The 23,561-nt window shown below is 48.5% G+C and carries 27 protein-coding genes and 2 pseudogenes; 3 read left to right on the top strand and 26 right to left on the bottom strand.

What is annotated here, in order from left to right:
- Window positions 1–68: 68 nt before the first annotated feature.
- The 8 genes and pseudogenes from dcm to FYJ53_RS14825 form a co-directional block, all read right to left on the bottom strand.
- Complete coding sequence (dcm, locus tag FYJ53_RS14860) at window positions 69–1,082, bottom strand: DNA (cytosine-5-)-methyltransferase (RefSeq protein WP_154557423.1); 1,014 nt, start codon at window positions 1,080–1,082, stop codon at window positions 69–71.
- On the bottom strand, window positions 1,075–3,465 hold the full coding sequence (locus tag FYJ53_RS14855) for a VirB4-like conjugal transfer ATPase, CD1110 family (protein WP_371720672.1): 2,391 nt from the start codon (window positions 3,463–3,465) through the stop codon (window positions 1,075–1,077). Before FYJ53_RS14855 ends, dcm begins: the two co-directional genes overlap by 8 nt.
- A complete protein-coding gene (locus FYJ53_RS14850) occupies window positions 3,392–3,832 on the bottom strand; it encodes a PrgI family protein (protein ID WP_154557422.1) in 441 nt (146 codons plus the stop codon). Before FYJ53_RS14850 ends, FYJ53_RS14855 begins: the two co-directional genes overlap by 74 nt.
- Window positions 3,832–4,605 (bottom strand): DUF3849 domain-containing protein, encoded by a 774-nt coding sequence (locus FYJ53_RS14845; protein ID WP_154557421.1) that lies wholly within the window; start codon window positions 4,603–4,605, stop codon window positions 3,832–3,834. The genes FYJ53_RS14850 and FYJ53_RS14845 overlap by 1 nt, the downstream gene beginning before the upstream one ends.
- 18 nt (window positions 4,606–4,623) lie before the next feature.
- Window positions 4,624–5,493 (bottom strand): VirB6/TrbL-like conjugal transfer protein, CD1112 family, encoded by an 870-nt coding sequence (locus tag FYJ53_RS14840; RefSeq protein WP_154557420.1) that lies wholly within the window; start codon window positions 5,491–5,493, stop codon window positions 4,624–4,626.
- Window positions 5,493–5,576: pseudogene (locus FYJ53_RS14835) on the bottom strand (Maff2 family mobile element protein); the annotation flags it as partial. The pseudogene FYJ53_RS14835 and the gene FYJ53_RS14840, both read right to left, overlap by 1 nt.
- A 90-nt stretch (window positions 5,577–5,666) precedes the next feature.
- Window positions 5,667–7,337, bottom strand: coding sequence for a recombinase family protein (locus FYJ53_RS14830; RefSeq protein WP_154557419.1), 1,671 nt, complete (start codon window positions 7,335–7,337; stop codon window positions 5,667–5,669).
- Window positions 7,338–7,535, bottom strand: coding sequence for a hypothetical protein (locus FYJ53_RS14825; RefSeq protein WP_002592708.1), 198 nt, complete (start codon window positions 7,533–7,535; stop codon window positions 7,338–7,340).
- Between FYJ53_RS14825 and FYJ53_RS21900 the strand changes: the two genes are divergently transcribed.
- Window positions 7,509–7,748, top strand: a complete 240-nt coding sequence (locus FYJ53_RS21900) for a tweety protein (RefSeq protein WP_154557418.1) — start codon at window positions 7,509–7,511, stop codon at window positions 7,746–7,748. The two genes, FYJ53_RS14825 and FYJ53_RS21900, sit on opposite strands and share 27 nt — an antisense overlap.
- 28 nt (window positions 7,749–7,776) lie before the next feature.
- On the opposite strand, the pseudogene FYJ53_RS14815 reads toward FYJ53_RS21900, so the two are convergent.
- The 7 genes and pseudogenes from FYJ53_RS14815 to FYJ53_RS14785 all read right to left on the bottom strand — a co-directional run bounded on the left by FYJ53_RS14815 (window position 7,777) and on the right by FYJ53_RS14785 (window position 13,224).
- Window positions 7,777–9,115: pseudogene (locus tag FYJ53_RS14815) on the bottom strand (VapE domain-containing protein).
- A complete protein-coding gene (locus tag FYJ53_RS14810) occupies window positions 9,084–9,728 on the bottom strand; it encodes a CHC2 zinc finger domain-containing protein (RefSeq protein WP_154557417.1) in 645 nt (214 codons plus the stop codon). Before FYJ53_RS14810 ends, FYJ53_RS14815 begins: the two are co-directional and overlap by 32 nt.
- 64 nt (window positions 9,729–9,792) lie before the next feature.
- Window positions 9,793–11,373 (bottom strand): MobQ family relaxase, encoded by a 1,581-nt coding sequence (gene mobQ / locus FYJ53_RS14805; protein ID WP_154557416.1) that lies wholly within the window; start codon window positions 11,371–11,373, stop codon window positions 9,793–9,795.
- Between the two features lie 211 nt (window positions 11,374–11,584).
- Window positions 11,585–12,112: a hypothetical protein gene (locus FYJ53_RS14800; RefSeq protein ID WP_154557415.1), complete on the bottom strand. Its 528-nt coding sequence runs from the start codon at window positions 12,110–12,112 to the stop codon at window positions 11,585–11,587.
- A 296-nt stretch (window positions 12,113–12,408) separates the two neighbouring features.
- Window positions 12,409–12,705: a DUF3847 domain-containing protein gene (locus FYJ53_RS14795; protein ID WP_118773048.1), complete on the bottom strand. Its 297-nt coding sequence runs from the start codon at window positions 12,703–12,705 to the stop codon at window positions 12,409–12,411.
- On the bottom strand, window positions 12,698–13,039 hold the full coding sequence (locus FYJ53_RS14790; RefSeq protein WP_154557414.1) for a DeoR family transcriptional regulator: 342 nt from the start codon (window positions 13,037–13,039) through the stop codon (window positions 12,698–12,700). The genes FYJ53_RS14795 and FYJ53_RS14790 overlap by 8 nt, the downstream gene beginning before the upstream one ends.
- The gene (locus FYJ53_RS14785) at window positions 13,036–13,224 is read right to left on the bottom strand and encodes a hypothetical protein (protein WP_154557413.1); all 189 of its coding nucleotides are present in this window, start codon (window positions 13,222–13,224) and stop codon (window positions 13,036–13,038) included. Before FYJ53_RS14785 ends, FYJ53_RS14790 begins: the two co-directional genes overlap by 4 nt.
- Window positions 13,225–13,708: 484 nt before the next feature.
- Here FYJ53_RS14785 and FYJ53_RS14780 point away from each other — a divergent pair, with 484 nt between their 5' ends.
- Window positions 13,709–14,515 (top strand): helix-turn-helix domain-containing protein, encoded by an 807-nt coding sequence (locus FYJ53_RS14780; RefSeq protein ID WP_154557412.1) that lies wholly within the window; start codon window positions 13,709–13,711, stop codon window positions 14,513–14,515.
- 216 nt (window positions 14,516–14,731) lie between these two features.
- Here FYJ53_RS14780 and FYJ53_RS14775 read toward each other — a convergent pair whose 3' ends face one another.
- The 5 genes from FYJ53_RS14775 to FYJ53_RS14755 form a co-directional block, all read right to left on the bottom strand.
- A complete protein-coding gene (locus FYJ53_RS14775; RefSeq protein ID WP_154557411.1) occupies window positions 14,732–15,589 on the bottom strand; it encodes a PrsW family glutamic-type intramembrane protease in 858 nt (285 codons plus the stop codon).
- A gap of 160 nt (window positions 15,590–15,749) precedes the next feature.
- Window positions 15,750–15,920 (bottom strand): hypothetical protein, encoded by a 171-nt coding sequence (locus FYJ53_RS14770; protein WP_154557410.1) that lies wholly within the window; start codon window positions 15,918–15,920, stop codon window positions 15,750–15,752.
- A 51-nt stretch (window positions 15,921–15,971) separates the two neighbouring features.
- A complete protein-coding gene (locus tag FYJ53_RS14765) occupies window positions 15,972–16,349 on the bottom strand; it encodes a TnpV protein (protein ID WP_154557409.1) in 378 nt (125 codons plus the stop codon).
- Window positions 16,309–16,671, bottom strand: coding sequence for a helix-turn-helix domain-containing protein (locus FYJ53_RS14760; RefSeq protein WP_320885729.1), 363 nt, complete (start codon window positions 16,669–16,671; stop codon window positions 16,309–16,311). Before FYJ53_RS14760 ends, FYJ53_RS14765 begins: the two co-directional genes overlap by 41 nt.
- A gap of 215 nt (window positions 16,672–16,886) precedes the next feature.
- Window positions 16,887–18,503, bottom strand: a complete 1,617-nt coding sequence (locus FYJ53_RS14755; protein ID WP_002596236.1) for a recombinase family protein — start codon at window positions 18,501–18,503, stop codon at window positions 16,887–16,889.
- Window positions 18,504–18,728: 225 nt separating this feature from the next.
- On the opposite strand from FYJ53_RS14755, the gene FYJ53_RS14750 reads away from it, so the two are divergent.
- A complete protein-coding gene (locus tag FYJ53_RS14750) occupies window positions 18,729–18,929 on the top strand; it encodes a hypothetical protein (RefSeq protein WP_002596235.1) in 201 nt (66 codons plus the stop codon).
- A 64-nt stretch (window positions 18,930–18,993) separates the two neighbouring features.
- Here FYJ53_RS14750 and FYJ53_RS14745 read toward each other — a convergent pair whose 3' ends face one another.
- The 6 genes from FYJ53_RS14745 to FYJ53_RS14720 form a co-directional block, all read right to left on the bottom strand.
- A complete protein-coding gene (locus FYJ53_RS14745; RefSeq protein WP_002596234.1) occupies window positions 18,994–19,188 on the bottom strand; it encodes a transposon-encoded TnpW family protein in 195 nt (64 codons plus the stop codon).
- Window positions 19,189–19,202: 14 nt separating this feature from the next.
- Window positions 19,203–20,045, bottom strand: a complete 843-nt coding sequence (locus FYJ53_RS14740; protein WP_002596233.1) for an ATP-binding protein — start codon at window positions 20,043–20,045, stop codon at window positions 19,203–19,205.
- Complete coding sequence (locus tag FYJ53_RS14735) at window positions 20,042–20,836, bottom strand: replication initiator protein A (RefSeq protein WP_006356266.1); 795 nt, start codon at window positions 20,834–20,836, stop codon at window positions 20,042–20,044. Before FYJ53_RS14735 ends, FYJ53_RS14740 begins: the two co-directional genes overlap by 4 nt.
- Window positions 20,837–20,908: 72 nt before the next feature.
- Window positions 20,909–21,295 (bottom strand): cysteine-rich VLP domain-containing protein, encoded by a 387-nt coding sequence (locus FYJ53_RS14730; protein ID WP_002596231.1) that lies wholly within the window; start codon window positions 21,293–21,295, stop codon window positions 20,909–20,911.
- Window positions 21,285–22,910: a relaxase/mobilization nuclease domain-containing protein gene (locus tag FYJ53_RS14725; protein WP_002596230.1), complete on the bottom strand. Its 1,626-nt coding sequence runs from the start codon at window positions 22,908–22,910 to the stop codon at window positions 21,285–21,287. The genes FYJ53_RS14730 and FYJ53_RS14725 overlap by 11 nt, the downstream gene beginning before the upstream one ends.
- The gene (locus FYJ53_RS14720) at window positions 22,882–23,280 is read right to left on the bottom strand and encodes a plasmid mobilization relaxosome protein MobC (protein ID WP_002596229.1); all 399 of its coding nucleotides are present in this window, start codon (window positions 23,278–23,280) and stop codon (window positions 22,882–22,884) included. The genes FYJ53_RS14725 and FYJ53_RS14720 overlap by 29 nt, the downstream gene beginning before the upstream one ends.
- Window positions 23,281–23,561 lie beyond the last annotated feature (281 nt).

Below are 23,561 nucleotides of genomic sequence, written 5' to 3'. Positions count from 1 at the left end.
ACCGTTTTTGATTGTGGAAATATGGAAAACTCTGCGAGTTTACACACATTCCCACAACCTTACTGCTGCTACTGCAAATCATTAAACACACACCTATCTATACAAGCGCCTGTTTCAATATCTGCGATACATTTTAATATCGGGTACACCTGCGGAGGGCATACGGCGTTACCGAGCGTTTTTAGTCTTAAAGCCCGATTTTCCGTTTCCTCCGTTATACGGAGAACGCCGAAAGGTTCTCGCTGCCACAGCTTGCGTCCGTCCATTTGTGGGGAAATCCCATTAACCATTCCACCCAATCGGGATTGAGCGCCGCCGTGTCGCTTATCGGATTTTCCTGCTTGATAATCTGCGCTGCAAGGTTCGCGCCGTTCTTGCTTTTCATCATCACGGACGGCGGGAAGTTCGAGCGTACTCCGTCCGACGCCACCGGCGTCAGATAAAACACCGCCGCCGAAAGCGGAAGGCTCCATTTGCTCCCGTTGCTGTTCACCTTGCGGAATATCCCGTTGTCCGAGAGATACACGTTGAGGCTCTTTGCTTCTTTTACATTCCTGTCGTCTGACGCAAGGGGCGTGGGAAACATCAGCGCCGACGATAAAAGTTCTTGTGCGCTCATGCCACGCGCCGACGCCGCAAGCCGGATATACGAATGTTTGAACAGCGTAGCCCTCACGCTCCAAGTCAAAAATCGTCTTGTCGAGCCCCATATTGATAAATCCGGCAACATTCTCGCCAAGCACCCAAGCGGGATGCAGTTCGGAAATAACTCTTGCCATTTGAGGCCAGAGATACCGCGTATCGGTAAATCCTTTCTGTTGTCCCGCGCTGCTGAACGGCTGGCAGGGGAAGCCGCCGGATATGAGGGTAAGTGTTTTTCGTCCTGTCTTTTCAAAAAATTCCTCCTTTGTTAGTGTTGTAATATCACGGAAGCGGGGCACGTCCGGCCACCGCTTTTCTAAAATGCTTGTGGGATAGTCCGCCCATTCGCATTGGCACACCGTTTCAAAGCCCGCCGCTTCCGCTGCCAAATCTATGCCGCCTATGCCTGAAAATAAACTTAAATGCGTGAGCTTACTCATTGCCCGCCACCTCTTGCGGAATGGTCGTCATAAGGCGATATAATTTTGTGTCTTTGGGGAAACGGTCTATAAACGGAATTATCGTGTTTCCGTAAAATAAAAGTCCCTCGCCGGCTCCCGACTGCGTAACATAGGAAAGCTGCTGCGGTGATATACCGAGCTTTTTCGCAAGGATTTCACGGTCGCCCTGCGCCTGATTTAGCATATAAATATAATCGCTGTTTTCAAAGATGTTTTCAATTTCCGCGCTGGACAACAAATCCTTGACGTTCTGCGTGATACCTGTCGGAATACCGCCCCATTTACGAAAACGCTTCCAAATCTCAACCGAATACGCCGCCGTCTGCTCGTCCTTTAAGAGCAGATGAAATTCATCACAATAATAACGGGTAGACTTGTGTTCGTTTCGGTTTATCGTAACACGGTTCCAAATCTGGTCTTGCACAACGAGCATACCGAGTTTCTTTAATTGTTTGCCGAGCTCCTTTATATCAAAGCAGACAATACGGTTTGAAATATCCACGTTTGTATGATGATTGAATACGTTAAGACTGCCCTTAACATACAATTCAAGCGCTGACGCAATACGCCCTGCTTCCTGTTCGGGCTGACGCTTGATTTCTTCGTACAAATCTTCGAGTATCGGCATATTTGAGGGCACGGGATTTTCAAAATACTTTTGGTAAATCCGTGTTACGCTTCGGTCAATTACCGTCTTTTCAATCGGTTCAAGTCCGTTTTTACCGCCTATGATAAGTTCACAGAATGACAATACAAAATCCGATTTCAAAGAGATTGGATTTTCTTCATCAGAGTAATTCAAATTTATATCAAGCGGGTTAAGATAATCTTTCGAGGTGGGCGAAAGCCTTACAACCTGTCCTTTCAGTTCCGATACAAGCGAATAATACTCGGCTTCGGGGTCGCACACATAAATATCATCATTGGTAACAAGAAATGCGTTTGCAATCTCACGTTTTGCCGCAAAGGATTTTCCGCTGCCGGGTGTTCCCAAGATAAGCCCGTTCGGATTTTTCAGCATTTTGCGGTCAACCATTATCATATTGTTAGATAAGGCGTTGAGGCCGCAATATAACGCTTCCTTACTTTCCGAAAAAAGCTCTTGCGTGGTAAAGGGTACAAAAATAGCGGCGCTTGATGTTGTCAAAGCCCGCTCAATCTGTATATTATTTATTCCGATCGGTACGCTTGCCATTAGTCCGTCCTCCTGCTGATAATCTAATCGGCGGAGGGGACAATTTTTCTGCTGTGCGATTGCTTCCGCTTCAAGCAAGCTGCTTTTCAGCTCCTTGCGGTTTTCCGCCGTGTTCATCACAAGCACGGTAACTAAAAACATTCGCTCATTACGCCCCTGCAAATCCTCCAGCAGCTTTTTAGCGTCCACTCCGAAAGTGTTTATGTCTGACGGTATAATATCCATATCATATCCCGAACGCACCGCCTTTTTTTGCTCCTCAATTTTCATTCGGTCTAAGTCCGTAATCTTGCGTTTAATCATCTTGATAGCTTCTGTCTGGTCGATACTCTTAATGTGAATATTGACCGCAAGGCTGGATTGGATTTCAAGAAAGTTTTTCAGCATTTCGTCCGTAAGTTCCGGCGCAAGAATATGTAAAAACGATACCGCGCCGATTGTGCGTCCCATTTTGAAATATTTTCCGTCCGAGAAGTCAAACGAGGTAGGAGCAATAAAATCCTTTGTGGTAAGCCCTGTTTGGTGAATTAAATTCCAAGAGAAATTTAATTTATTTCCGCCGCCGTTAAAGCAATTATGCAAAAGCTCCAGCCGTTCCATACCGTTAAGAGGATAAGAACGAACGCCAAGCACCTTGAAATTATTGATTATGTCCGTTTCCACACGCTCCAATCTCTGCTTTGCATTTTGGATATTATCGGCTTCGACGCCGAATGTGATATATTTCTTTCGGACAATACCATTGTTGCCCCTTGCAAGCTGATTTTTCAGCATTGCGGTATATTCCGCGCGTATCTCGTCAAATGCGTCTCCCTGCGGTTTTATGGCAATGGATTTTTCAAAGTCTGAAATATCCATTGTCTGATTGAGGAAAGAAAGCTGCACCGTGATTGACTTATCAAAATAGTTAAGGAAATCACAGTAATTTTCAAAAATAATATTCTTATCCTCATTCCTCGCAAGCTGATAATTTATATCATAAAACTGTATTGTCTTTGTATAATATCCGTTTTTGACAATACAAATTCCGTCAGGGCGCATTTCCTTATATGCAATGGTGTCCTGTGCGCTCATTGCAATTTTGCCTTGCATTTTAGCCTTTTTTACCGCGTCGGCTATTTGCTTGCGCTGCCTTGCTGTAAGCGGTTTTTCCTTTGGCAGCGGTATTTTTTGTTTCGACAATTCTATCAACCTCCTTTTCAAGCTGTATTTGTTTCTCTATTGCCGAATAAATGTTATTCGTTACATACGGCCGCACCTGCGGACGGCGGTATTTTGCGTTAATATAATTTATTAAAATCTTTTCAAGCGGCTGTCCGTTTTTCTCATACATTGCAAAGAAGAAGAACGGAAGCGCGGCAATCAGCAGCGCAATCACCGCGCCCGTGTTGCCGAAAATCCCTCTTGTCAAGAAGTATGTCGGCACGCCTGCGGCAGCCGCAAGCGAAAAGCATATAAGCTGACGTTTCGTTAAGTTAAACGCCACTTTGGTTTTGACCGCATTTAAGTCTTTCGGTACAGGTACATACGGCATTATCTCGCCCCCTTATCTTTATTTTTTGTTTCCGGCTCCGTTTGATTCGGAGCTTCGGCAAGCTGTTTCTTGATTGACGGCTTTTGAAATTCCTTAACTTTTTCTTTCGCCCAATCGGGTACAAGCTCCGGCTTTAATTGCCCTATAAATCGTGAACGCTCAAAATGCGTATATTCGCCGTCTGCAAGAAATCGTCCGTAAACCTGCCGCCCGCTTGCGGTGGGCGAACACCCAAATCCGCTTTGCACCAAGAATAATTGAAAATCAGGCGTTTTGTATTCGTCCTTTATCCCAAATGGATTTAAGACCATTATTTTATTTTCAAAGTTGAGATTATCCGTCGGAATACAATGTGCATTGTTCCACAAATTCAGTTCCTTGTATCTGTCCCTGACGTCGGCGGCAAACATATTCACAAGTCCCGGACTGTCAATCAGAAAATCTACATTTCTGTCTGCATTGCCGAATTTGTTATCGGGTATAACGATTGTGTCCGCCCAATCCTTATTGTATATGGAAATCCGCCCGTCATAATTAAAATGCTGTATGGTGTTTGCCAAAACATACATTGTACGGTCAAATCCAAAATCTTCAATGATTTTCTTTTCAATGCCGGACTTTAAGTGATAACCGTCAAAGTTTTCTGCAAGCGTTTTCTTAATCGCCTGCGCACACGCAATATTTTCATTGCGCGATTTTTTGTATAACTCGGTTTCGCCGTTTCTTTCCGATTCCTCAAAAGAGTACGGATATATCGGCTTATGCTCCGTCATAAGAAATTCCCCCTTTCCTTAATGTGCGTTAAATATGGACTTTGATATGCTTCCGGTCTTAAACAGGGTAAAGCACAGCACCACCGTATAGGCGGCAATGGAAAATATGGTTGCGTGTATATCGGTTGTAACGGTAAAGCCGTTTACCAATGCGGCATAGATGCCGACGCACACCATTATGAAAAATCCCTGAAAGCCCAAAGCTACAAGTCCTCTTAAATAGTTGTTTCCAATCTGTCCCCATTCACGGTTTGTAAAGGTTGCAAACGGGATAGCCCCAACGGAGCTATAAATATAAATTTCTATCATTCGTCCGAAAATTACGACGGTAATACAGACGGATAATATTTTCATACACAGACTGACAAGCGCCGTTTCGAGCATAAGCAAAACAAGCTCGCCCGTTCCCATTGCTTCAAGCGTTGTCCGCATATCGGCAAGGGCTGACGATATATCAATGTTCGTGTTCGCGCCAATTACTCCGGCGCTCCGCTGCACAACATACTGTCCCAAATCAAAGACGCCCATAATGATGTCAAAGGTATGCGTTGCGATAAATACCGCAACGCACGCCTTAAAGATAAACTTAAAAAACATAAACGTGTCTATGTCGTGCATATTGTTTTTCTCGTTTATCATTGTGATAAGCTCATAGCACAATACAAATGTGATTATCAGCCCTGCAATGGGAAGCACCACATTTTCAGAAAGCGTCCGAATAATAGAAAACACGCTTGCGTTCCATTGCTGAGGCGTTTTGCCGACCTCCGCTGCAATCGTGCCTACTTTCTCATTGACGTCGTTAAACATTGTGCCTAAACTTCCCTCGATAAGCGAGATTAAAAACTCGTTGATAGCCTGTGTAATCTTTTCAAAAATGCTGTCCATTAGCTAAACAGCCCTGAGAGTAACGGAACAAGGGTAGTACCAATCACCACAACGCCGCCGCCCGCCATAAGCTGTTTCATCCCCAATTAGGTGTAAAACTCTGCTCGATGGCGGGCGGCGGCGTACAAAAAATCTATATGGTGTTTTTAAGAGAACCGTCCCGGCGGGACAGGTCAGGCAGTGACCTGTTCCACCTCCGGGATGGGTTTGAGATTAAAATGAATTTCGATAGAAATGTGTCTTGTTTTATCTTCGTCAATGCGCTCATGCACGACGATTTCTTTGATTAAGCGGTTAAGGGTGGCTGCGTCCAACTCTGTGATGTTGGCATATTCCTGAATGGCTTCCACCCATTGTTTTGCATCATTGGCAAGCTGGACTTCATCGGACAGCCGCTTCCTGCCCTCGGACACTTTTGCTTTAAGCTCCGTCTGCTCGGTCTGTGTCTTTTCCAGCATGGTGTTGAAGTTCTGCTCACTGATACGCCCTGCAATCATATCCTCATAAAGCCGCATTACCATTTTGTCCAGAACCTCAATCCGTTCCTCGTCCCTTGTAAGGGAGCGCTCCATTGCTTCCCGCTGTTCCCGCCGCTCGGCTTCACAGGTATTGGTCAGGCGGTCAGCAACCGCTTCCCCGTCCATCAGGGCAGCTCTGGCACATTCCCGGATTTTCCGCAGCACATGGCTGTAAAGGGTGTTATAGTCAATCCGGTGCTGGGTGCAGTGGTTCTTTCCAAAGGCATTGTAGGTCTTGCAGGAATAAATCCGCTGGGGATGTTTTGCGTTTGTGTAGCGTATCGTCAGCGACTTCCCACACTCGCCGCATTTTATCAGTCCGGCAAACAGGCTGATTTCATTGGTCTGCCCCGGACGCTGGCGGGATTTCAGCTTATTCTGCACAATGTCAAAGCTCATGCGGTCAATCAGCGGTTCATGCTGCCCCTCTACCACAATCCAGTCCTCCGGCTTCTTTTCCCCAATCGTTCCGATTTTGAAGCGGTAGTCTTTTTTCTGGGAAGCAATCGCCCCGGTGTAGACGGGATTCATCAAAAGGTCTTTGATAACGGAGAAGTCCCACATATACCGTCCGTTTTCCGGGTCTTTCTTTTCCCATTTGGTGCGGGTATTGCGAAGCCCCCGTTCCCGGTTCCACCATGTGGGGCAGGGGATTTTTTCTTCCTCCAGCCGTCTGCGGATATAATTCGGACCATGACCGTTCAGGGCATATCCGAAAATCAGCCGCACAATCGGGGCGGTTTCCTCGTCAATGAGCAGATGGTTTCTGTCCTCCGGGTCTTTCCGATACCCAAACGGGGCAAGACACCCGGTAAACTGTCCTTTCTGCGCTTTCAGAAGATAAGAGGAATGGACTTTCTTGGAAATATCCTTGCTGTACATCTCGTTCAGGATATTCTTGAACGGAGCGATGTCGTTGTTATCACGCAGGGTGTCGATACCGTCATTCATGGCGATATAGCGTACACCGTTTCTTGGGAAAAAGTCCTCAATCAAATGTCCGGTTTGCAGATAGTTCCGCCCCAGTCGGCTGAGGTCTTTCGTGATGACAAGGTTGATCTGCCTGCGCTCAATGGATCTCAACATTCTCTGTAAATCAGGACGCTCCATATTAAGACCTGTGAAACCATCGTCCTGATAGACTGCAACAACCTCCCATCCCTGCTTTTCGCAGTATTTTTCCAGCATATCACGCTGGTTTGCGATACTGGCACTTTCGCCTTGCAGGTCATCGTCCTTTGACAGCCTGCAATAGACCGCTGCACGATAGCCCCCGGCAAGTGCTTTTCCGATTGTTCTATATTCCATTTCGTTCATCATAGCCATTTACCCACACAATCCAGACGGTATCTGGCTCTTTTGAACCTCATCTTCATTATAGCCTATATCTTTCTTTTTGGCAAGATATTCTTTTGCATTTGTCTTTCCGTATTTCTGGGAAATCAGGCTTACGAACACATCGGTGGCGTCCAGCTCCCCGTCAAATACAGTAGTCACATGAATCTCTGTTTTGTTTTTTGCCATAGGCAGTTATCCTCCATACATGAAAACAGCCAAACAGAGGGTGTCGGCAACGAAGTCCGGCAACGGGCTTCAAAAGACCTTGCAAACAATCTCAATCTGGCGATGGTTACTATTTATACTTTTCTTTTATTTTTCTGTTGTTTTGGTTGTTATAAAGGAGAAAAGCCCAGAAATAAGGGATTTTCCCCGGCAACCGGCTCGGCAACGGGATAGCAACAGGGTGTGCAACGGGCTGTCCTTTTCAGAATGGAAGCTCCATCTGTTCTGTGACCTCCACAAAACCGTCCATCGTTTTTTCAGACGGGTTGCATAAGTCCGTTGCCGGGTTTTCACGCTCCCAGCCCTTTTGTCTGCCGTATTCGGAAAACATTCTTGGGTTCGGGAAGTACCGCAAGCGGTCAATGCACTGGTTCATTATCTCGTTGATTTCCCGGATTTCCCATTGCTTCGGCTCGTCAAAGGCATGGTTTAAGGCTTCCTTGTAGAGCTGCTTGGAGCAGACCATGCTCCCAGTGTACTTATCAAGATACGCCTGTATCATCCCGGCTTTGGTGTCCTCCGGCATGAAGTCCCGCTGGTGTTCTTTGAGATACCGCTGCATGGCAGGGCTGAACGCCAGCTTGAACCTGCCGCTTCGGTAAATCTCCATTGCTTCTGCCCACATCTGCTCGATATAGGCTCTGGAAGCAGCTTCGTCCTCCAAAATGTGAACCTCGGCTTGCTCTGGGTACACCATGACAGGGATAAAGCGGCGGTTGCCGGAACGGTCAAGGGGCAGGAAGTCAAGGGCATTGGAAGTGCCGCCAAACACGCACTGACGGGGGCGGTCTGCCGGGTGGGTTTCATAGGGTATCTTGTAAACCTCTTTCTGCCGGCTTAAAAATGACTTGATTTCTTCGATGCTCTTGGCGTTGGCGGTTGCCATCATTTCCGACATTTCGATCATCCAGTGACCTTGCAGCTTGCGGTACACATTGTCATCGTCCAGCTTCCGCAAATCATCGGAGAACCACTCGTCCCGGACTGCCAGCAGACGGAAGAAGGTGGACTTGCCAGCCCCCCTGACCGCCTACCAGACAGAGCATGATTTCAAATTTGCATCCCGGCTGAAAGGCTCGTGAGATAGCACCCAGCAGGAACAGCTTCAACGCTTCATAGGTGTAATCGTCTGCGTCAGCCCCCAGAAAGTGCCGCAGACAGAAACGGATTCGTTCTGTCCCGTCCCACACAAGGGTATTGAGATAGTCCCGGATGGGATGGTACTTGTTTTCATTCGCCACAATCCCAATGGCGTTATCAATCTTTTTCTCATTGGTAAGCCCGTAGGTTTCTTCCAGATAGAGAAGAAGATACTTCATATCCGTATCATTCAGGGCGGTGCTTTCCCTGTGGAAGCCGATGGGCTTTATGATGTCCTTGCGGTCAGTCAGGATGTTGTATGCGATAGCCCCGGAAAGCAGCGGGTCACGCTGGAATACGGTCAGGCAGTTCCGTATGCTCTGACGGACACCGCCTTTCTCGGTAGTTTCCAGCCCCGCCTTGATTTCCTCAATGCTCTGGGGCGGCTGCATGGCGTTCATGGTGTTTTTTAGTTCTTGCTGCGTTTGCGGCGGCAAGCTCTGCCATTCGCTTTTCAAGCTGTATCACATCCTTTCCGTAGTCCGTAATCAAAGCTGCTTTTTCCTCTGTCTCCCCAAAGAGCAGCACATCCAGCAGATATTCCACTTGGTCTTGCTTCTGTAAGGCTTCCACAAACCGTGGATGAAAGGCTTCCTCCGGGGAGTGCGGGGCATAATCCTTTCTCCATGCCCGAAGCAAGTGAAGATAATCGGCAAGAATACGGAAGCAGCGGCTCTTTGCTTCCTGAAACTGTTCCTCCTGGGATTTCTGCCGGGGCTTGGGCTTTTTTACCTTCCCCGGCGGTTTCCAGTCTTCATAGGAAAGCCCGAAGTCCTGTGCCAGTTGTACGGCGGCTTCTTTCTTTCCCAGCCCATACAGGGCGGCGGTAAAATCAATTACATCCCCATCCGCACCGCAGCCGAAGCAGTGGTAACGCCTATCCAGCTTCATGCTTGGGGTTTTATCGTGATGGAACGGGCAGCAAGCCATCCCGTTCCGACCTATATGGATTCCATAATGCTCCGCAGCCTGTCTGGTTGTGACGGACTGCTTCACAGCTTCAAATAAATTCAAATCTATCCCTCCTTAAAAAGAAAAAAGCACCTGACATTCTCTGCTTGAAAATGGCAAGTGCCTGTTAAAGTTCCATATCCTGTTGTCTGTGTTTCGTCTGTTCCGGGGCGGTTCTTTGTGCTTTTTTCTCGTCTGCCTTATCCTGCAAGACTTCCTTGATAGGCTGCTTCTTGGGCAGCTCTTTGCTTTCCTCTGTGCCGGGTGTGGCTTTCCGTACCCAGTAGCGGATGTCCCGCAGCTTCTTCAAATCCTCCTGTACCTCGGTCAGCGGTGTTTTCAGAGCTGCAATTTCTTCCAGAAGTGTTTCCTGCTCCTGTTGCAGTTCCTTTTGAGTGCTGTCCTTATCGTCCGGGTGCTTGGCAAGGTAGGCGGCGGCTTTCTCATACCGGGCAACCTCCGGGTGTTCCTGTTTGAATTTTTCCTTTGTTTTCTTAAAAAATATCTTCTGGTACTTCTCATAGACAGCCTTACATTCTTTGCAGTCTGTCCGGCTGGCAAGAATCCCGTCAATCACTTTGCTTCGGGCTTCCTTTGGCTTCATCTGATTGCGGTAATCTGCGGCTGATTTCCCGGAGGATTCCAGAAATGCTTCTAAGTCCTCCACAGTGGAAAGCCCCTTTTGCCGGAGATAGGACAGGGCTTCGCTGACTGCCTTTAAGTCCTGTGAAGTCCCCCGGTTCTGTCCAGCCCTTGTCCAGTCCTTCCGTTCTTCCTTTCGTATCGCCATATACTTCATCAGCAGATTGGGAAGAAGTGTTGCTTCCTCCGCCGCCTTTTGTGCAAGCAGCTCTTTCCGTTTTTCGCCCAGCTCGGTAATCCAGCCTTTGAGGTTTTGGATAAGCTGCCGGATGGACTTCATCAGATTGTTGGCAGCTCTGATTTCCCGGTTCAGGTTTCCGATATTCGTCTGGATACCCCGCTTTTCCATCTGCCGGACAGCAGCTCCCTCATGGACAGTAGGGACTATATCAAGCCCCTGTCTGGCATAGGAACGCAAGTCCACACGCTCCGGGCGGTCATTGGCTTCCAGATAGCGGTTCTGGATGACCTCCCATTCATGCCGCCAGATTTGACAATACTTCTGGTCGTTCCAGTCAACCGTATCCTCCTTGTGGCTTTTCCACCTGCCGGATGGCAGCTTTATCCGTTCCCCGTTCTCGTCAAGGTCATAAACTTTGCGGCTCTTGGGAAGCCATTTTCCATGTTCGTCCATTGCCCTCATAGTGAGCAGGACATGGGCGTGGGGATTGTGTCCCGGCGGATGGGGGTCATGGATTGCAAAATCAGCAATCATGCCTTTGGAAACAAACTGCTGCTCACAAAACTCCCGTACAAGGACAGCGTACTGGTCAGGCGGTATCTCTCTGGGGATGGTAAGCACCCACCGCCTTGCAAGCTGGGAGTTCCATTGTTTCTCCACCGCTTCGGCGGCGTTCCATAGGGTATTGCGGTCTGCATATTTCTGTGGGGCATTTGCCGGGAGCAGGATTTCATTGTGGACGATACCACGCTTTTCCGGGTAGTGCTTCACTTGCTGGTCGTATTCACAGAACAGCTTTTCGCCGCTCTGGTAAGCAGCGGCGGCAATCGCAGACTGCTGTTGGCTGCGCTGCACAATAGAAATTTCGTTATGCGGACAGGGCATTTCGTGTCACTCCTTTCTGTGATTGGCGGATGGGGTGGCGTTTTACCACCTCATTTTGGGCAGAAAAAAAGCAGGAGACCTTTTTCAGATTTCCTGCTCGGTGTGCCGCTGTGTGGGCGGCGGGTATTTAGTTGTAAAAGTTCGGGGCAAGTTGACCCGATGTGAAGCTGATAAACTGGAAGTTGTCTGATTAGCAATTATCTTTTGCAATTTATAACTGCATCAAAAAGAATACCAGTACACTCAAGAGTATTGTTACTGTCCCCATTATAATAAACATCATGGAAGTAAAACTTTTTGAAATTGGTCTATCAACATAACACTTTTTAGGATTGTTTGGATTATAATAAACTGCCATCTTACTGTTTATAGGCCACAACTGCTCCGCGAGTTGACGCAAATTCGCAATAGCTCCAGTTTTTACATGTAGCCACCCTTTTTCATCTTCATAGACTTCTGATTTCACCGGTACAGGTACTCCTGATAGTTGCGTTGTTTTAACTCCTCGAAATTTTTTCTTTGCTTTATAACAAATTCCATTCACAAAGTACTCAACGATTGGGTACACTCTTCCATTTCCAGGAAACCCATATTGTTTAATAATACCATCTGTCTTTTTTGTACACAATTTATTCTGTCTTTTTACAATGATATTGAAAGTAACTCCTAGTAGAACCAATATTACACCAAGACCTCCAACTGTCATCAATTCTAACCATGCAATTTGTATTTCAGTCATAGTTTCATCACCTCAAATTCTAATTTGTTGTCATCTTCATTATACTTCATCGACTATCGAAAAGATAGCATATTTTATGAAACTTGTCGGCTGGGAACAGCTTGCAACGCAAGGTGTCCCCAGATGGCAAGTACACAAAAGGGTAGCTGGCGGCAGCCAGCGCAGGGGAAGCGTAGCGTCCCCTGTATGATTTGGAGCAGACCATGAATGCGGAAAATCACAGCCCTCCGGCGAGGAGCCTTCGGAGAACGCAATGCACCAACCTCTGGGTGGTGTATAATTGCGCCCTTAGTAAACTAAGGGGTTTCTGGCTTCTTCCGTTCCAGCAGTTTTTTCAATAATTCCTGCGTGTCCTGTCTGTGAAAAATGAGTTTCAACAACAGCATGACATCATCATCTGTCAGGCGTTCCGGCTCTTGCAGAAAACTTTCCAGCATACCGCCACGGGTACAGAGCCGGTGCGTCCGTTCCTTTCGGGTAAGCTGTTTCAACTGGTGCTGCAATGCCTTTTCATCATTGATGGCTTTCCGCAGTTTCTTTTCGTTTTTTTCCAACTCCCGATTGAGTTTTTCCAGCTTTGAGGTATCAGGCAAGGGCAGCGTCCTCCTTTCCCGGTATCAGCACATAAATCCTGTTTGGTTCTCCAATGCCCTGACGCACCCGCATGATAAGTCCGGCGGTTTCCAGTTCATTCAGAGAACGCTTGACCGTCATGGGGCTGCGGGACAGGACTGCGGCAATGGCTGTGACAGGGAAGCAGACAAACAGGATTCCGTTCTCGTCCTCCTGCCCTTTGGTGAGCGTAGCGTCTAACATCCGGCAGTACATGACCTTTGCGGTGCTGCTGACTGGAAATCCTGTCAACGCTCTGGGAAAGGGCATACAGGGCGGCAATGGTGTGTCTATGGTCATAAATTCAAAATTCATTCGGTGAGTCCCTCCTTTTTCTTGGTTCGTTTGGATAAATAACGGGGGCAGTCAACCACAACCGCCCGGAAGCTCTGCTTGCACCCATGCTGGCATTTCCGGCATAATTCGTTGTAAGTGACACGCCCCCGGTCATTGAGGTAAAAGGAAAGCTCATGCTTCCTCTTTTTGCTCATTCTCGGCATATTGCGCTTCCTTCCGTTTTAGTGTATGGTTTCGGGGTGATTTTCGGCAAAATTACGGTCATAGAGCCGCTTAAAATCTCCCGAAGTATCAGCGATAGGGTAGACTATCCCCCTATCAGATTGTCGTGTTTCGGTATCATTTCGGTGTCAGTTCGCCAGTTCTCCCCGGTGTCGTTCCTCCCCTGAATTTCACAGCGGCGTATCGCTCCCTTTGGTACGCTCGTTTCGGTCAGGGTTCCTCCACATCCCTGCCAAAAGTCATGGCACTACATCGCCGGGGAAGCATATCCCACATAGGCTGGTCATTCGATTGGAATAATCCATCGATGAACTACCTGTATCATAGAACATTTTTGTGCCCTGTGCCGTATGTCCACAAAGTAGGAATTCGGGGTAAAAATCAGAAATTTCCACGATTGCGGAATTGATATGGTATAATCAATTCAACGGTTATAAATGTCGTTAGAAAGGGGGAACTGCTTCAATGAACGGAGCTACTACAATACAGGAACGGCTAAAAGATTTACGATTAAACAAAGGATTAAAACTGGAAGAACTGGCTGAGCAAACGGGTATTTCAAAATCGGCTCTTGGCAGTTATGAAAAAGATGACTATAAGGAAATCAATCATGGCAACCTTATCCTGCTGGCAGATTTTTATGGGGTGTCCCTCGATTATCTCTTTTGCCGGACAGAGAACCGGGCGGAGATCAACACGCCATTAAGGGAGCTGCATTTGAGTGATGAGATGGTAGCACTTCTGAAAAGCGGTCGGATTAACAACCGTCTGCTCTGCGAACTTGCCACCCATAAGGACTTTATCAAGTTTCTTGCGGACATTGAGATTTATGTGGATGGGATTGCCACCATGCAGATTCAAAACCTCAACGCCATTGTCGATACTGTCCGGCATGAAATCATTGAACGGTATCGCCCTGGCGAAGACGACCCGCATTTGAAGGTGCTGCAAGCTACCCATATCAGTGATGATGAGTATTTCAGTCACATGGTTCTGGATGACCTCAACCTGATTATCCGGGATATTCGGGAAGCCCACAAAAAGGACAGTGAGAGTGCGCCCCAAACTACCGTTGCTGATGAACTGAAAGAAAATCTGGAAGCGGTCGAAAATTTCAAGGGCAGCCGGGATGAAAAGCTCGTTGTACTTTACTGCAAGCAGCTCGGTATCAACTATGAAAATCTGTCAGACGAAGAATTTCGCTGGCTCATTCGTATTCTCAAAAAGTCAAAGAAAATGGGAACGCCTATCAGCCAGAGGAAAAAACGGTAAAGAAAAACCGCTGTTGCATGGTTTGTTAGCTTCCATGTAGCAGCGGTTCGTGCTGTGATTATTCAGTTAGAATTTCTGAAAGACAAGCTGGAAGTTATCTAAAAAATAGGAGGGAAACCCCCTCCTATTTTAGCTTTTTTATTAAACATATTTTTATTAATTATATCTTTTAATTAGCTTATTATTAAACAATTTTTATATTTTTTGAACACAATGTCAATTTAATTTTGCAGCTTTATCAAATTCTCTCGTCGCTAGTATATTGTCATTGTCATCCAAGCGATTCACAATGGTGAATACATAATAAGCAAGATTTAAGTTAATACTTCCAAACAAAGGATTCACCCAATCTCCTTCAAGTGGAGAATTCCATATAAAATGCAGGATAACCGGTGCCAAAATTAAGCAAAGTGCTTTAAGCCTTGGTACTGCAGGCACATTTTTAATAACGGCTATAAGTCCAACACCGAATACTATTCCAAAAGCCATATGACTGCCAAGAGCATTTGACACTCTCTCGAAAGCTATTGAAAATCCACTGTTTGTTTCTCCAAAAGTAGCTTGAGAAATATACGCCCAATCCTCCAAAACCTGAAAACCGAATCCAGAAATCATGCCTGACACAAATGCTTCCTTTAATGAAATTCCTCTGCATAGTAAATATACTAAAAGTACAACTAAACCTTTTGCAATCTCTTCTGTAAATGGTGCTGTTAAAGCAGCTCCCCAACTATCAATCACAGCTCTTGGAACACTTGTCGAAAATAAAACCTGTGAAATTAGAGCGTTCCCCTCACCACCTAGATACAGCGGTATTGTAAATCCTAGTATAAAGCTTAGCAAAACAACCTTACGTGAAACATTTAATCTGTTAACCAAATGGCGTACAAAGAATGCAGTCGGCACAGCATACAATAGTACCAGACTCGAAGCAGTCAAAAACGCTGGAAACAGCGCTACGGATTTATCCTTCTCCGCAAACTGACTAAAAAAGTCACGAAAACCTACAAATACCAACGCTACAGTTATGATAACCAGCAATTTGTATCCATAATTGTCAAAAAATTTCCTCATATAAACCCCTCCAATTTTTTAAGAATATAGATATACGATTATATCAATACTATCCAAATATAATATATCTGATAAATTTACTATATAGTTAACATATATATTTTTTTTGAAAATTTAGTATAGTATATCATAATAAAGTTGGAAAAGTCAATTTTTCATATCAATCATCTTTTTTACTATGATTTTTTTGTATGTAACAGCCTATAAGACCCCCAATTACCAAACCAATAAGTCCCCCTAATGTGTCACTTAAAATTTTTCCAATAACATATCCAACTACAGCCCATATATACCATTTACACATGATATCTGATACCTTCAAATCATTCATGATAATTTTCCTCCCCAAATTTCGATTTATCATAATTATTCTACCATATCGTTATGAATAAATCATCTCATGCAAAACAATTTCTTCTGCCCGGTTGTGAATGTTATTGCAATGCTGCACCCATTCCATTTGACAGGTACGCTTTAATTCCTCGGTCACGCCCTCGGCAGCTTTCATCTGCTCCATGATGGTATCTAACCGTTCCTGTGCCTGTTCGTTCAGGTCTGCAAGATATGTCCACAATTCTCCGGTCAGTATCAATGTATTCAATCTGACTGGGTGGACTTCCCTTAAATATTCCCTGTGCATCCGTCCGTACTTTCCAATAGGGCGGTGTTCCTTCGGCAGTTTCAAGTCCGGGATGTAGTAATCTCCGACAAGGATATAATCAATTCCGTTTTCCGTTATTCTTGGTTTCAATTCGCTCATGTTCCTTACCTCCTGTGGAAGCAGGCTCGTCTGGTACTAACTCAATCACATCGGTAATCTCACAATTCAGCGTTTCGCAGATACGGGCTAATGTGTCCATGCTGATGTGCTTTCCCTCTTTGCTCATGTTGGCAATCATATTCGTTGTCATACCGGCGGCAAGCCTTAAATCTTCTTTTCTCATATCACGCTCTAACAGTGTATGCCAGAGTGGTTTATAGCTGATGTGCATATTGCTTTCCTGCCTTCCTATCCATACCACCAGGGCGGCTGCCCCGGCAGGAACTTTTCTCTTATTATAGCACCAATCTTGTGTAATCACAATTTATTCTTGTAGACTGCCGCTGATACCGTCTTGTAGACTGCCGCTGATACCGTCTGGATTGTGCTTTTCCTTTCTTTTTGTTCCCTTTAATTAGCCATGAACTGCTTGATACCCTGACTTTTTGCTTATGTGTGATAAAGAAGCAATAGAAGTGCAAAAAATTTTGCCGTTCCTATCCGACACTTGGCCATTGTGTCGGATAGGTCGGGCGGTTATTCGGGCAAGTCAATCTTGCCGACAAAGCTGTAATAAATCTCAATGTCCTGCCTGCGGGTGCCGTTCTCATCATAGCTGCACTCATGCACCACAATTTTCTCGATCATTTCCCGCAAGAGAGTGGGGGTCAGTTCTTCAAAGGCAAGGTGCTTGCGGACAATGCCCATAAATTTCTCGGCGTTGACGGTAGCTGCCTGTGACTTGTCCAGTTCGGCTTGCAGGGCGGCGGCTCTCTTTTTCAGCTCCGCTTGCTCGGCTTCGTAGTCAGCCGACAGTTCCATGAAACGCTCATCGCTGATTTTGCCGTTTACATTGTCCTCATACAGCCGCTTGATAATGCGGCTGATTTCAGAAATGCGTTCCTGCGCCTGTTCAAGCTGCTTGATGGCTGCGGCGGTCTTTCGCTTGCCGCCGATCTCGTTCTGCTGGACAAGTAGTTTCACAAACCGGCTCTCATGCTTGGCTGCGTATTCGGTCACTTGCCGGAGATTTGCCAGGACACCAGCGGTCAACAGATCGGTGCGGATAAAGTGCGCCGTACAGTTGCGGGTGCGCTTCTTGTAGCTGCCGCAGATGTAGCAGTCCTGTTTGCGGTCTTTGTTCTGATACCGCTGCTGATACAGCACATGGCCGCAGTCGGCGCAGAACAAAATCCCGGAGAACAGCCCCACTTCATCGTAGCGGTTCGGGCGTTTGCGCTGTTTGCGTAACTCCTGCACCCGTTCCCATGTTTCCTTGTCGATGATCGGCTCATGGTGGTTCTCGAAAATGGCCTGCTTCTCGACGGGGTTCTCTATGCTGTGCTTGACCTTATAAGAAGGCTTTTCCGTTTTGAAGTTCACCAGACATCCGGTGTACTCTCGGTTTTCGAGGATATGAACGACGGTGTTGGTCGCCCATTTGCACTCATAGCCTGGGTGATAACGGCGGGTGCTGCCTGTCCGCTGATATTCCAGCGTCCCCGGCGTGGGGATTTGCTGCTCCGTCAGCATACGGGCAATCTTGGTCGGGCCGTTCCCGGCAAGGCAAAGCTGGTAAATCTGCTGCACCACCGGGGCGGCTTCCTCGTCTATAATAAAATTCTCGTCCTCGTCCATCACATAGCCGTAAACCGGCTTGCTGGTAACAGGCTTGCCGCTCATGCCTTTTGACTTTTTCACTGCCTTGATTTTCTTGCTCGTATCTCTCACCAGCCATTCATTGAACAGATTTCGCAGCGGGGTAAAATCGTTGTCCATGCCCTCGCTGGCACTGTCCACATTATCGTTGACAGCGATAAAACGCACACCCTTTTGAGGGAACAGCATTTCCGTGTAAAACCCTACCTGCAAGTAGTTTCGCCCTAACCGGCTCATGTCCTTGACGATGACCGTACCCACTTTCCCGGCTTCAATGTCCGCAAGCATGGCTTGAAATCCGGGCCGCTGGAAGTTCGCGCCGGAAAAACCGTCGTCGGTGTACCAGCGCAGATTGGTAAAGCCGTTCTGTTTTGCGTAGGTTTCGAGTATCCTTTTTTGGTTCGATATGGAATTACTCTCGCCTTGCAATTCATCCTCGTGGGACAATCTCGGATAAAGGGCGGTAATGAGGTTTTGGGTGGCTTGTCTTAACATAAAATCCTCCGTTTCCGACAGCCAGCCCCACTATTCCGTGGTTTCATTGTACCACGGAACGGCGGGGGCTGTACAGCGGCAAAAGCGTTAAATTTGCTTCTTTACAGCTTTTCAATTTTCCGATTTTTATGGTATGGGTTGTCGTCCCATATTTGCAGTAGAAAAGTTCATAACTCCGTGGTATACTCTGATTTAACAAAAAAATCAGAAGTTAAAGGAGAAAACATGAAGTATACAATAGATGAATTAACCGCGGCCAAAAGGCAAATTGATTCAACTCTGCACAAGCTAAGAGAAACAGTAAAAACATTTGAATCAAAGGATAATTCCGAGCGTTATAAATCACAAATCACATTGGCAAAGAGAAGAATAAAAGCCTTTGAAATTGCAAATTATTTTATAGAGAATGAGATTAAGAATTGCTAAAGCACTTCCGATTTTCGTTCCAGCGGTCATGCTCCCTGGCATGGCCGCTTTTCCATGCCCCGGTTCACGCCGGATAAGTCGGCTCCTGTGTAGCAGCGGCTTCCGCTTCCAGTACCCGCGCCATTTTGTCGGCGGCTGTGGTTGTGGTGTCTTTCTTGAAATAGCCGGACACGACAAGGACGGAATTGCCCATGCGGATTTCCGTCACACAGTCAGGGCGGCGGGTGGTGCGGGTGTCGTGCTGCTTGTTATCTGCCATAGGCAATACTCCTTTCAGTCGGTAATCAGTTTCTTCATGCTCTCCATTTTCCGCTTGGCGGTTTCCTGCCGGAAGTTGTCGCCGGTAAAGCGTACCGGGACGCACATGGAAAGCAGGCGGTCATAAATCCGGGAATGGGCGGTGTCCTCCGGGTTGTGCAGGTCGTCCAGCGTAAGGTTGGTCGTGACGATCAGCGGCTTGCCGCTGCGGTAACGGCTGTCAATCACATTGAACACCTGTTCCAGCCCGTATTCCGTCCCGCGTTCCATGCCGAAGTCGTCAAGGATCAGCAGCGGATAACGACAAAGGCGGGAAATGTACTCGTTGCGCCCCTCAAAGCTGGCGGCAAGGTCATTGAGGATAAGAGCAAAGTTCGTCATGCGGACGGGGATTTCTTTCTCCATGAGGGCGTTTGCGATACAGCCTGCAAGGTAGCTTTTGCCGGTGCCTACGCCGCCCCAGAACAGGCAGCCGATATTGTCTGTCCGCATATCTTCCCAATGCTCCACATACCGGCGGGCAAGCCCGGTCTGCGGGTTCCTGCCGTTGTCGTTCTCGAAAGTCCAGTCCCGCATGGTGGGGTCGGTAAAGCCCCGGCGTTTCAGTTCTTCCACGGTGTCAAGGTGTCTGCGCCGCTTTTCGGCGGCTTCCCGTTCCTCGCGGGCGGTTCTCTGGCAGTCGCACTCTGCCGGGTGGCGGTCGCGCCCGAAGATAGCGGCCTTATCCGGCGCAAAATAGGCTTCTTTCGGCTTGCGGCACTTGCCGCAGTACAGTAAACCGTCCTCGCCGGTGTAGTCCTCCGGCTCCGGGATGGTGGTCGTCATATTCTCCAAAACCGCGTTGATTTCATTCTTCATAAACTCTCGCCCTCCTTGCATGAGTAGTCTGGTATGCCCTTTTTAGGGGCTTCCTTTTTGTCGTTCCCCGCCCATATCCGCAGGGCGGCGGCATAGTTCTGGTAGCTTTTCCCGTTGGCGGCAAGGTAGCGGCTCATTTCCTCGATGAACCGTTCCAGCCTGTCAGGGTACTCTGCCTGCAACTCGTCGTATTCGGTCTGTGACAGAAAAATATTTCCATATCGGCCATAGGGCGCGGACGGCCCCCCACTCACTCCCTTTGTTTGGCTCTCTGTAAGGTTGTTTATAGTAGTTTGGTTAGGGGACGGTTTTCCGACCATCATAAGGTCGGTTTTCTGACCATCAGTAGGACGGTTTTCCGGCTCTATGAGGGGCGGACTTCCGGCCATCAGTTGGTCTGAAAACTGTACCTGTGGCACTGGCGGTACTTTGACATAAAGCCGGTTCGGTGCGGAGAAGCCGCCCCGTTCCCGTTCCAACAGCCCCGCCGTGTCCAGTTCATTAAGCGCCCCCTTGATGGTGGTGCTGCCTTTATCCAGTATTTCTGCTATCTCCGCGATGGGATAGATAATATAAATCCTGCCCTCGTCGTCCAGCCACTTGTTTTTCTGGGAGAGGGTGGAACGGTCTAACAGCAGCGAATACAGCAGCTTGGCGGTCTGTGAAATCTCCATTTTCAGCAGGAAACGGGGATACGGCAGATAGGCGGGCAGCCGCGTGTCTGCCCTGATATAATCAGCGATAGGATCACCTCCCTGTGTTCGGGTTGATTTTGGCGTATTGTCACGCATTAAAACGCCGTTTCCGGGGGAAAAGGATAAATGTATCGCGTACCCTTTGACACCCACGAAAAAAGCCTTGATTTATGCGGGTTTGAAAGGCTCTAAAGCGTGACATCTCTGCCTTTGTTTCCGCTTTCTCTCGGCGGCTTTGATTTTCTTCATGCGCCCGGCGCAGTCGGGGCAGTATTTTCCCCGGTTGGATTTGGGGACAAAGGCCGCCCCGCAGACGGCACACCGTTTCCGGCTTCCCCGGCACAAGAGGGCTGCGGCCAGCTCCCCGTCAAGGGGCAGGACAGCCACACGGAACCAGTGGCACATGAGGGAAAAGGAAATGCTCTGGACGCACACGCAAGGCTCCCCGTCGTCCAATAGCAGGCAGTTCCCCTCATCGTAGTTACAGCACTCATGTACCAGCCGCCGCGCCCGCCGGTGCTGGCGGTAGTCCATGTGGGGCAGGTTATCGCTCATGGCTCTGCTCCTTTCTGCGGTGCGGCTCGTCCCGGCGCAAAATCTGGTCGATGTTCCGCTTGACGGTCTGCAACTCCTTGAACCGCTGTTTCTGTTCGTGATAGGTGTTATACAGGCCGTCTTTCTCGGAGATAAGCTGCTCGATCTCGGCCTGCAACGCTTTCCGGGCGGGCAGCTTGGTAATGCCATGCGCCTTGAAATACCGGGCTGCTGCGTCGGCTATGATAAAATCGCTCTCATGGGCCTGCCGGTATGCGGCGCGGGCTTTCTCGGATTTCTGTGCCCGCAGCCCGTCGCGGGCGGCCTTGGTCTGGGCGTAGGCCAACACCTGCCGCTGCAACTTCTTTTTCCCTTGCAGCTTCGTTTCCAGTGCTTTCAGTTCGCCGCTGGTCTGGCGCATTTTCTGATAGGCGGTGTCAACGGCGGCTTCTAACTGCTCCGGGGAAGTAAAGCCGTATTGCTGGTAGACGGACAGCGTTTTGGCGGCCTGCTTCAGATTGTGTATCTTCGCCCAGCGTTCATAGCCCCGGCCTTTGCCCTCGGCCATTTTCTGCTCAATGTCCACAAGCCGCTGCACTCCGTCCTGTTTCGGGGCGGCTATCTCGGCTCTGGCAACCTGCAAGCGGTCTTTTATGGTGCGTGGGGGATCGGGGGATCTGGCTGGCGCTTCGGCTGCTCTGGCGGCGTTTTGCTCTAAAACGGCAAAGACAGCGGCGCGGTCAAAATCGTCGCCCAGCTTCCGGGCGGTAATTGGCTTTGTCCTGTCCGGCGTGAGGTAGGAAAGCCGCCCCCGGCTCTCCTTGACGGTCACACCCTCCTGCAGCAACAGAGAGGAAAACTCGTCAAAGCTGGCGGCGGTGGCAAGGGCTTTCCGTAGGGTCTGCCGCAGCTTCTCCTTGTTCGTTTCAAACTTGGTCTGCCGGGGCGTGATACTATCGGCAATCATGGGGGCGTTCTGCTTGTCCAGCGCGGCCTGTCCCTTTTTCTGCGCCCAATACTCCCGGTCGGTGACGCGGTTCTTGCTGCCGTTCAAGAGGTCGATTTGATAAAGCCCCTCCCGGTGGCACATCTCCATGACTTCGGATTTGAAGTAGCGCAGGGCAGCGTCGGTACATCGGTGCTTGCAGCCGACTTTCGTATCGGCCGGCCTGTCCATGTAGGGCAGGAACGGCACTTCCTCAATCCGCAGGCTGTTTATGACGATATGCACATGAATGTTGCCGCTGTGGTTATGCCCGTCCGGGTGGGTGCAGACAAGGGCCTGGTGGCCGGGAAAATGCTCTTTACAGAATTGTTCCCCCAACGCCTGCGCCCGGTCTACGGTCAGGCCGTTGTCCGGCCCGTCCCGCGGGTCAAAGCTGATGATGTAGTGGTGGCTTTTCACATCTTCCCGCCGCTGGTTTTTCTGATAGCGGAGATTGGCCCGCATACACGCAACGGCAAAATCCTCCCCGTCGCAGTTCAGCGTGGACAGCCGGTAGTCCTCGCGGGGGATAAGCCTGCCGGTTTCATCAAGGACGGGCTTCATGGTAAACTCGTCATGCTCAAAGAGAAGATATTGCTCGGCGGCTCCGTAGTCGGCGTTTTTAGAGTTGATATGCTTGAGTGTTGCCAACCGCGTCACCTACTTTCTTGAGGACTTCATACTTGAGGACGGCAAGGTCGGATATGGCGGCGCGTACCTCGCCGGAAAGGGTGTTGTAGGGTACGCCGTATTCGTTCAGATACCGGGCAATCTGATTGAGGTTGCCGCCGATCCTGCCGTACTCGGCTGTCAGCTTCCCGACAGCGGAAAGCAACTCGTCATTGACCGACGACACATGGACAACCGGGCGTATGGTCGCCCGCCGTATCGCCTGCCGGAGAAATTCGGACTGGCTGATACCATAGGGCGCAAGCCGCGCTGTGAAGTCGGCATACTCATCTTCGGACAGCCGGGTTTTCACAACGCGGCTGCGGTGGGGCGTGTTGTATTTCTTTCGCATGGTGTGACCTCCTTTCTCGCCCGTAAGGGCGCATGAGCAGGGTTTGGGGAAGGCACTCCCCAACAAGTTTCCCGCGAGGGGCAAAACTGCAGAATTGCGGATTTTGGCACCGTGGTAGAAACTTGCTCTCCGTGACTGCAAACTTTCTCTCACTTCCGTCCGCCACTTTTTTGGAAAACTGCAACCACAAAAGTTTGTTTCTCTTTTTCTGCTACTACTAATCCTGTAAAGGGCATTCCTGCCCGCTTTCGCTAAAATGACACCGGACGCAGTGGTTTCTA

This window comes from Eubacterium sp. BL-380-WT-2B, from assembly GCF_009696115.1.
GTDB classification, from domain to species: domain Bacteria; phylum Bacillota; class Clostridia; order Eubacteriales; family Eubacteriaceae; genus Eubacterium; species Eubacterium callanderi.
This window is presented reverse-complemented; position numbering and strand designations above follow the sequence as displayed.

Excerpts from the sequence above, each read along its gene's own strand:
- dcm (WP_154557423.1), bottom strand. The coding sequence starts at position 1,082 with ATGAGTAAGCTCACGCATTTAAGTTTATTTTCAGGCATAGGCGGCATA.
- FYJ53_RS14850 (WP_154557422.1), bottom strand. The coding sequence starts at position 3,832 with ATGCCGTATGTACCTGTACCGAAAGACTTAAATGCGGTCAAAACCAAA.
- FYJ53_RS14845 (WP_154557421.1), bottom strand. The coding sequence starts at position 4,605 with ATGACGGAGCATAAGCCGATATATCCGTACTCTTTTGAGGAATCGGAA.
- FYJ53_RS14840 (WP_154557420.1), bottom strand. The coding sequence starts at position 5,493 with ATGGACAGCATTTTTGAAAAGATTACACAGGCTATCAACGAGTTTTTA.
- FYJ53_RS14830 (WP_154557419.1), bottom strand. The coding sequence starts at position 7,337 with ATGGCTATGATGAACGAAATGGAATATAGAACAATCGGAAAAGCACTT.
- FYJ53_RS21900 (WP_154557418.1), top strand. The coding sequence starts at position 7,509 with ATGAATCTCTGTTTTGTTTTTTGCCATAGGCAGTTATCCTCCATACAT.
- FYJ53_RS14825 (WP_002592708.1), bottom strand. The coding sequence starts at position 7,535 with ATGGCAAAAAACAAAACAGAGATTCATGTGACTACTGTATTTGACGGG.
- mobQ (WP_154557416.1), bottom strand. The coding sequence starts at position 11,373 with ATGCCCTGTCCGCATAACGAAATTTCTATTGTGCAGCGCAGCCAACAG.
- FYJ53_RS14800 (WP_154557415.1), bottom strand. The coding sequence starts at position 12,112 with ATGACTGAAATACAAATTGCATGGTTAGAATTGATGACAGTTGGAGGT.
- FYJ53_RS14790 (WP_154557414.1), bottom strand. The coding sequence starts at position 13,039 with ATGAATTTTGAATTTATGACCATAGACACACCATTGCCGCCCTGTATG.
- FYJ53_RS14785 (WP_154557413.1), bottom strand. The coding sequence starts at position 13,224 with ATGCCGAGAATGAGCAAAAAGAGGAAGCATGAGCTTTCCTTTTACCTC.
- FYJ53_RS14780 (WP_154557412.1), top strand. The coding sequence starts at position 13,709 with ATGAACGGAGCTACTACAATACAGGAACGGCTAAAAGATTTACGATTA.
- FYJ53_RS14775 (WP_154557411.1), bottom strand. The coding sequence starts at position 15,589 with ATGAGGAAATTTTTTGACAATTATGGATACAAATTGCTGGTTATCATA.
- FYJ53_RS14770 (WP_154557410.1), bottom strand. The coding sequence starts at position 15,920 with ATGAATGATTTGAAGGTATCAGATATCATGTGTAAATGGTATATATGG.
- FYJ53_RS14765 (WP_154557409.1), bottom strand. The coding sequence starts at position 16,349 with ATGAGCGAATTGAAACCAAGAATAACGGAAAACGGAATTGATTATATC.
- FYJ53_RS14755 (WP_002596236.1), bottom strand. The coding sequence starts at position 18,503 with ATGTTAAGACAAGCCACCCAAAACCTCATTACCGCCCTTTATCCGAGA.
- FYJ53_RS14750 (WP_002596235.1), top strand. The coding sequence starts at position 18,729 with ATGAAGTATACAATAGATGAATTAACCGCGGCCAAAAGGCAAATTGAT.
- FYJ53_RS14745 (WP_002596234.1), bottom strand. The coding sequence starts at position 19,188 with ATGGCAGATAACAAGCAGCACGACACCCGCACCACCCGCCGCCCTGAC.
- FYJ53_RS14740 (WP_002596233.1), bottom strand. The coding sequence starts at position 20,045 with ATGAAGAATGAAATCAACGCGGTTTTGGAGAATATGACGACCACCATC.
- FYJ53_RS14735 (WP_006356266.1), bottom strand. The coding sequence starts at position 20,836 with ATGCGTGACAATACGCCAAAATCAACCCGAACACAGGGAGGTGATCCT.
- FYJ53_RS14730 (WP_002596231.1), bottom strand. The coding sequence starts at position 21,295 with ATGAGCGATAACCTGCCCCACATGGACTACCGCCAGCACCGGCGGGCG.
- FYJ53_RS14720 (WP_002596229.1), bottom strand. The coding sequence starts at position 23,280 with ATGCGAAAGAAATACAACACGCCCCACCGCAGCCGCGTTGTGAAAACC.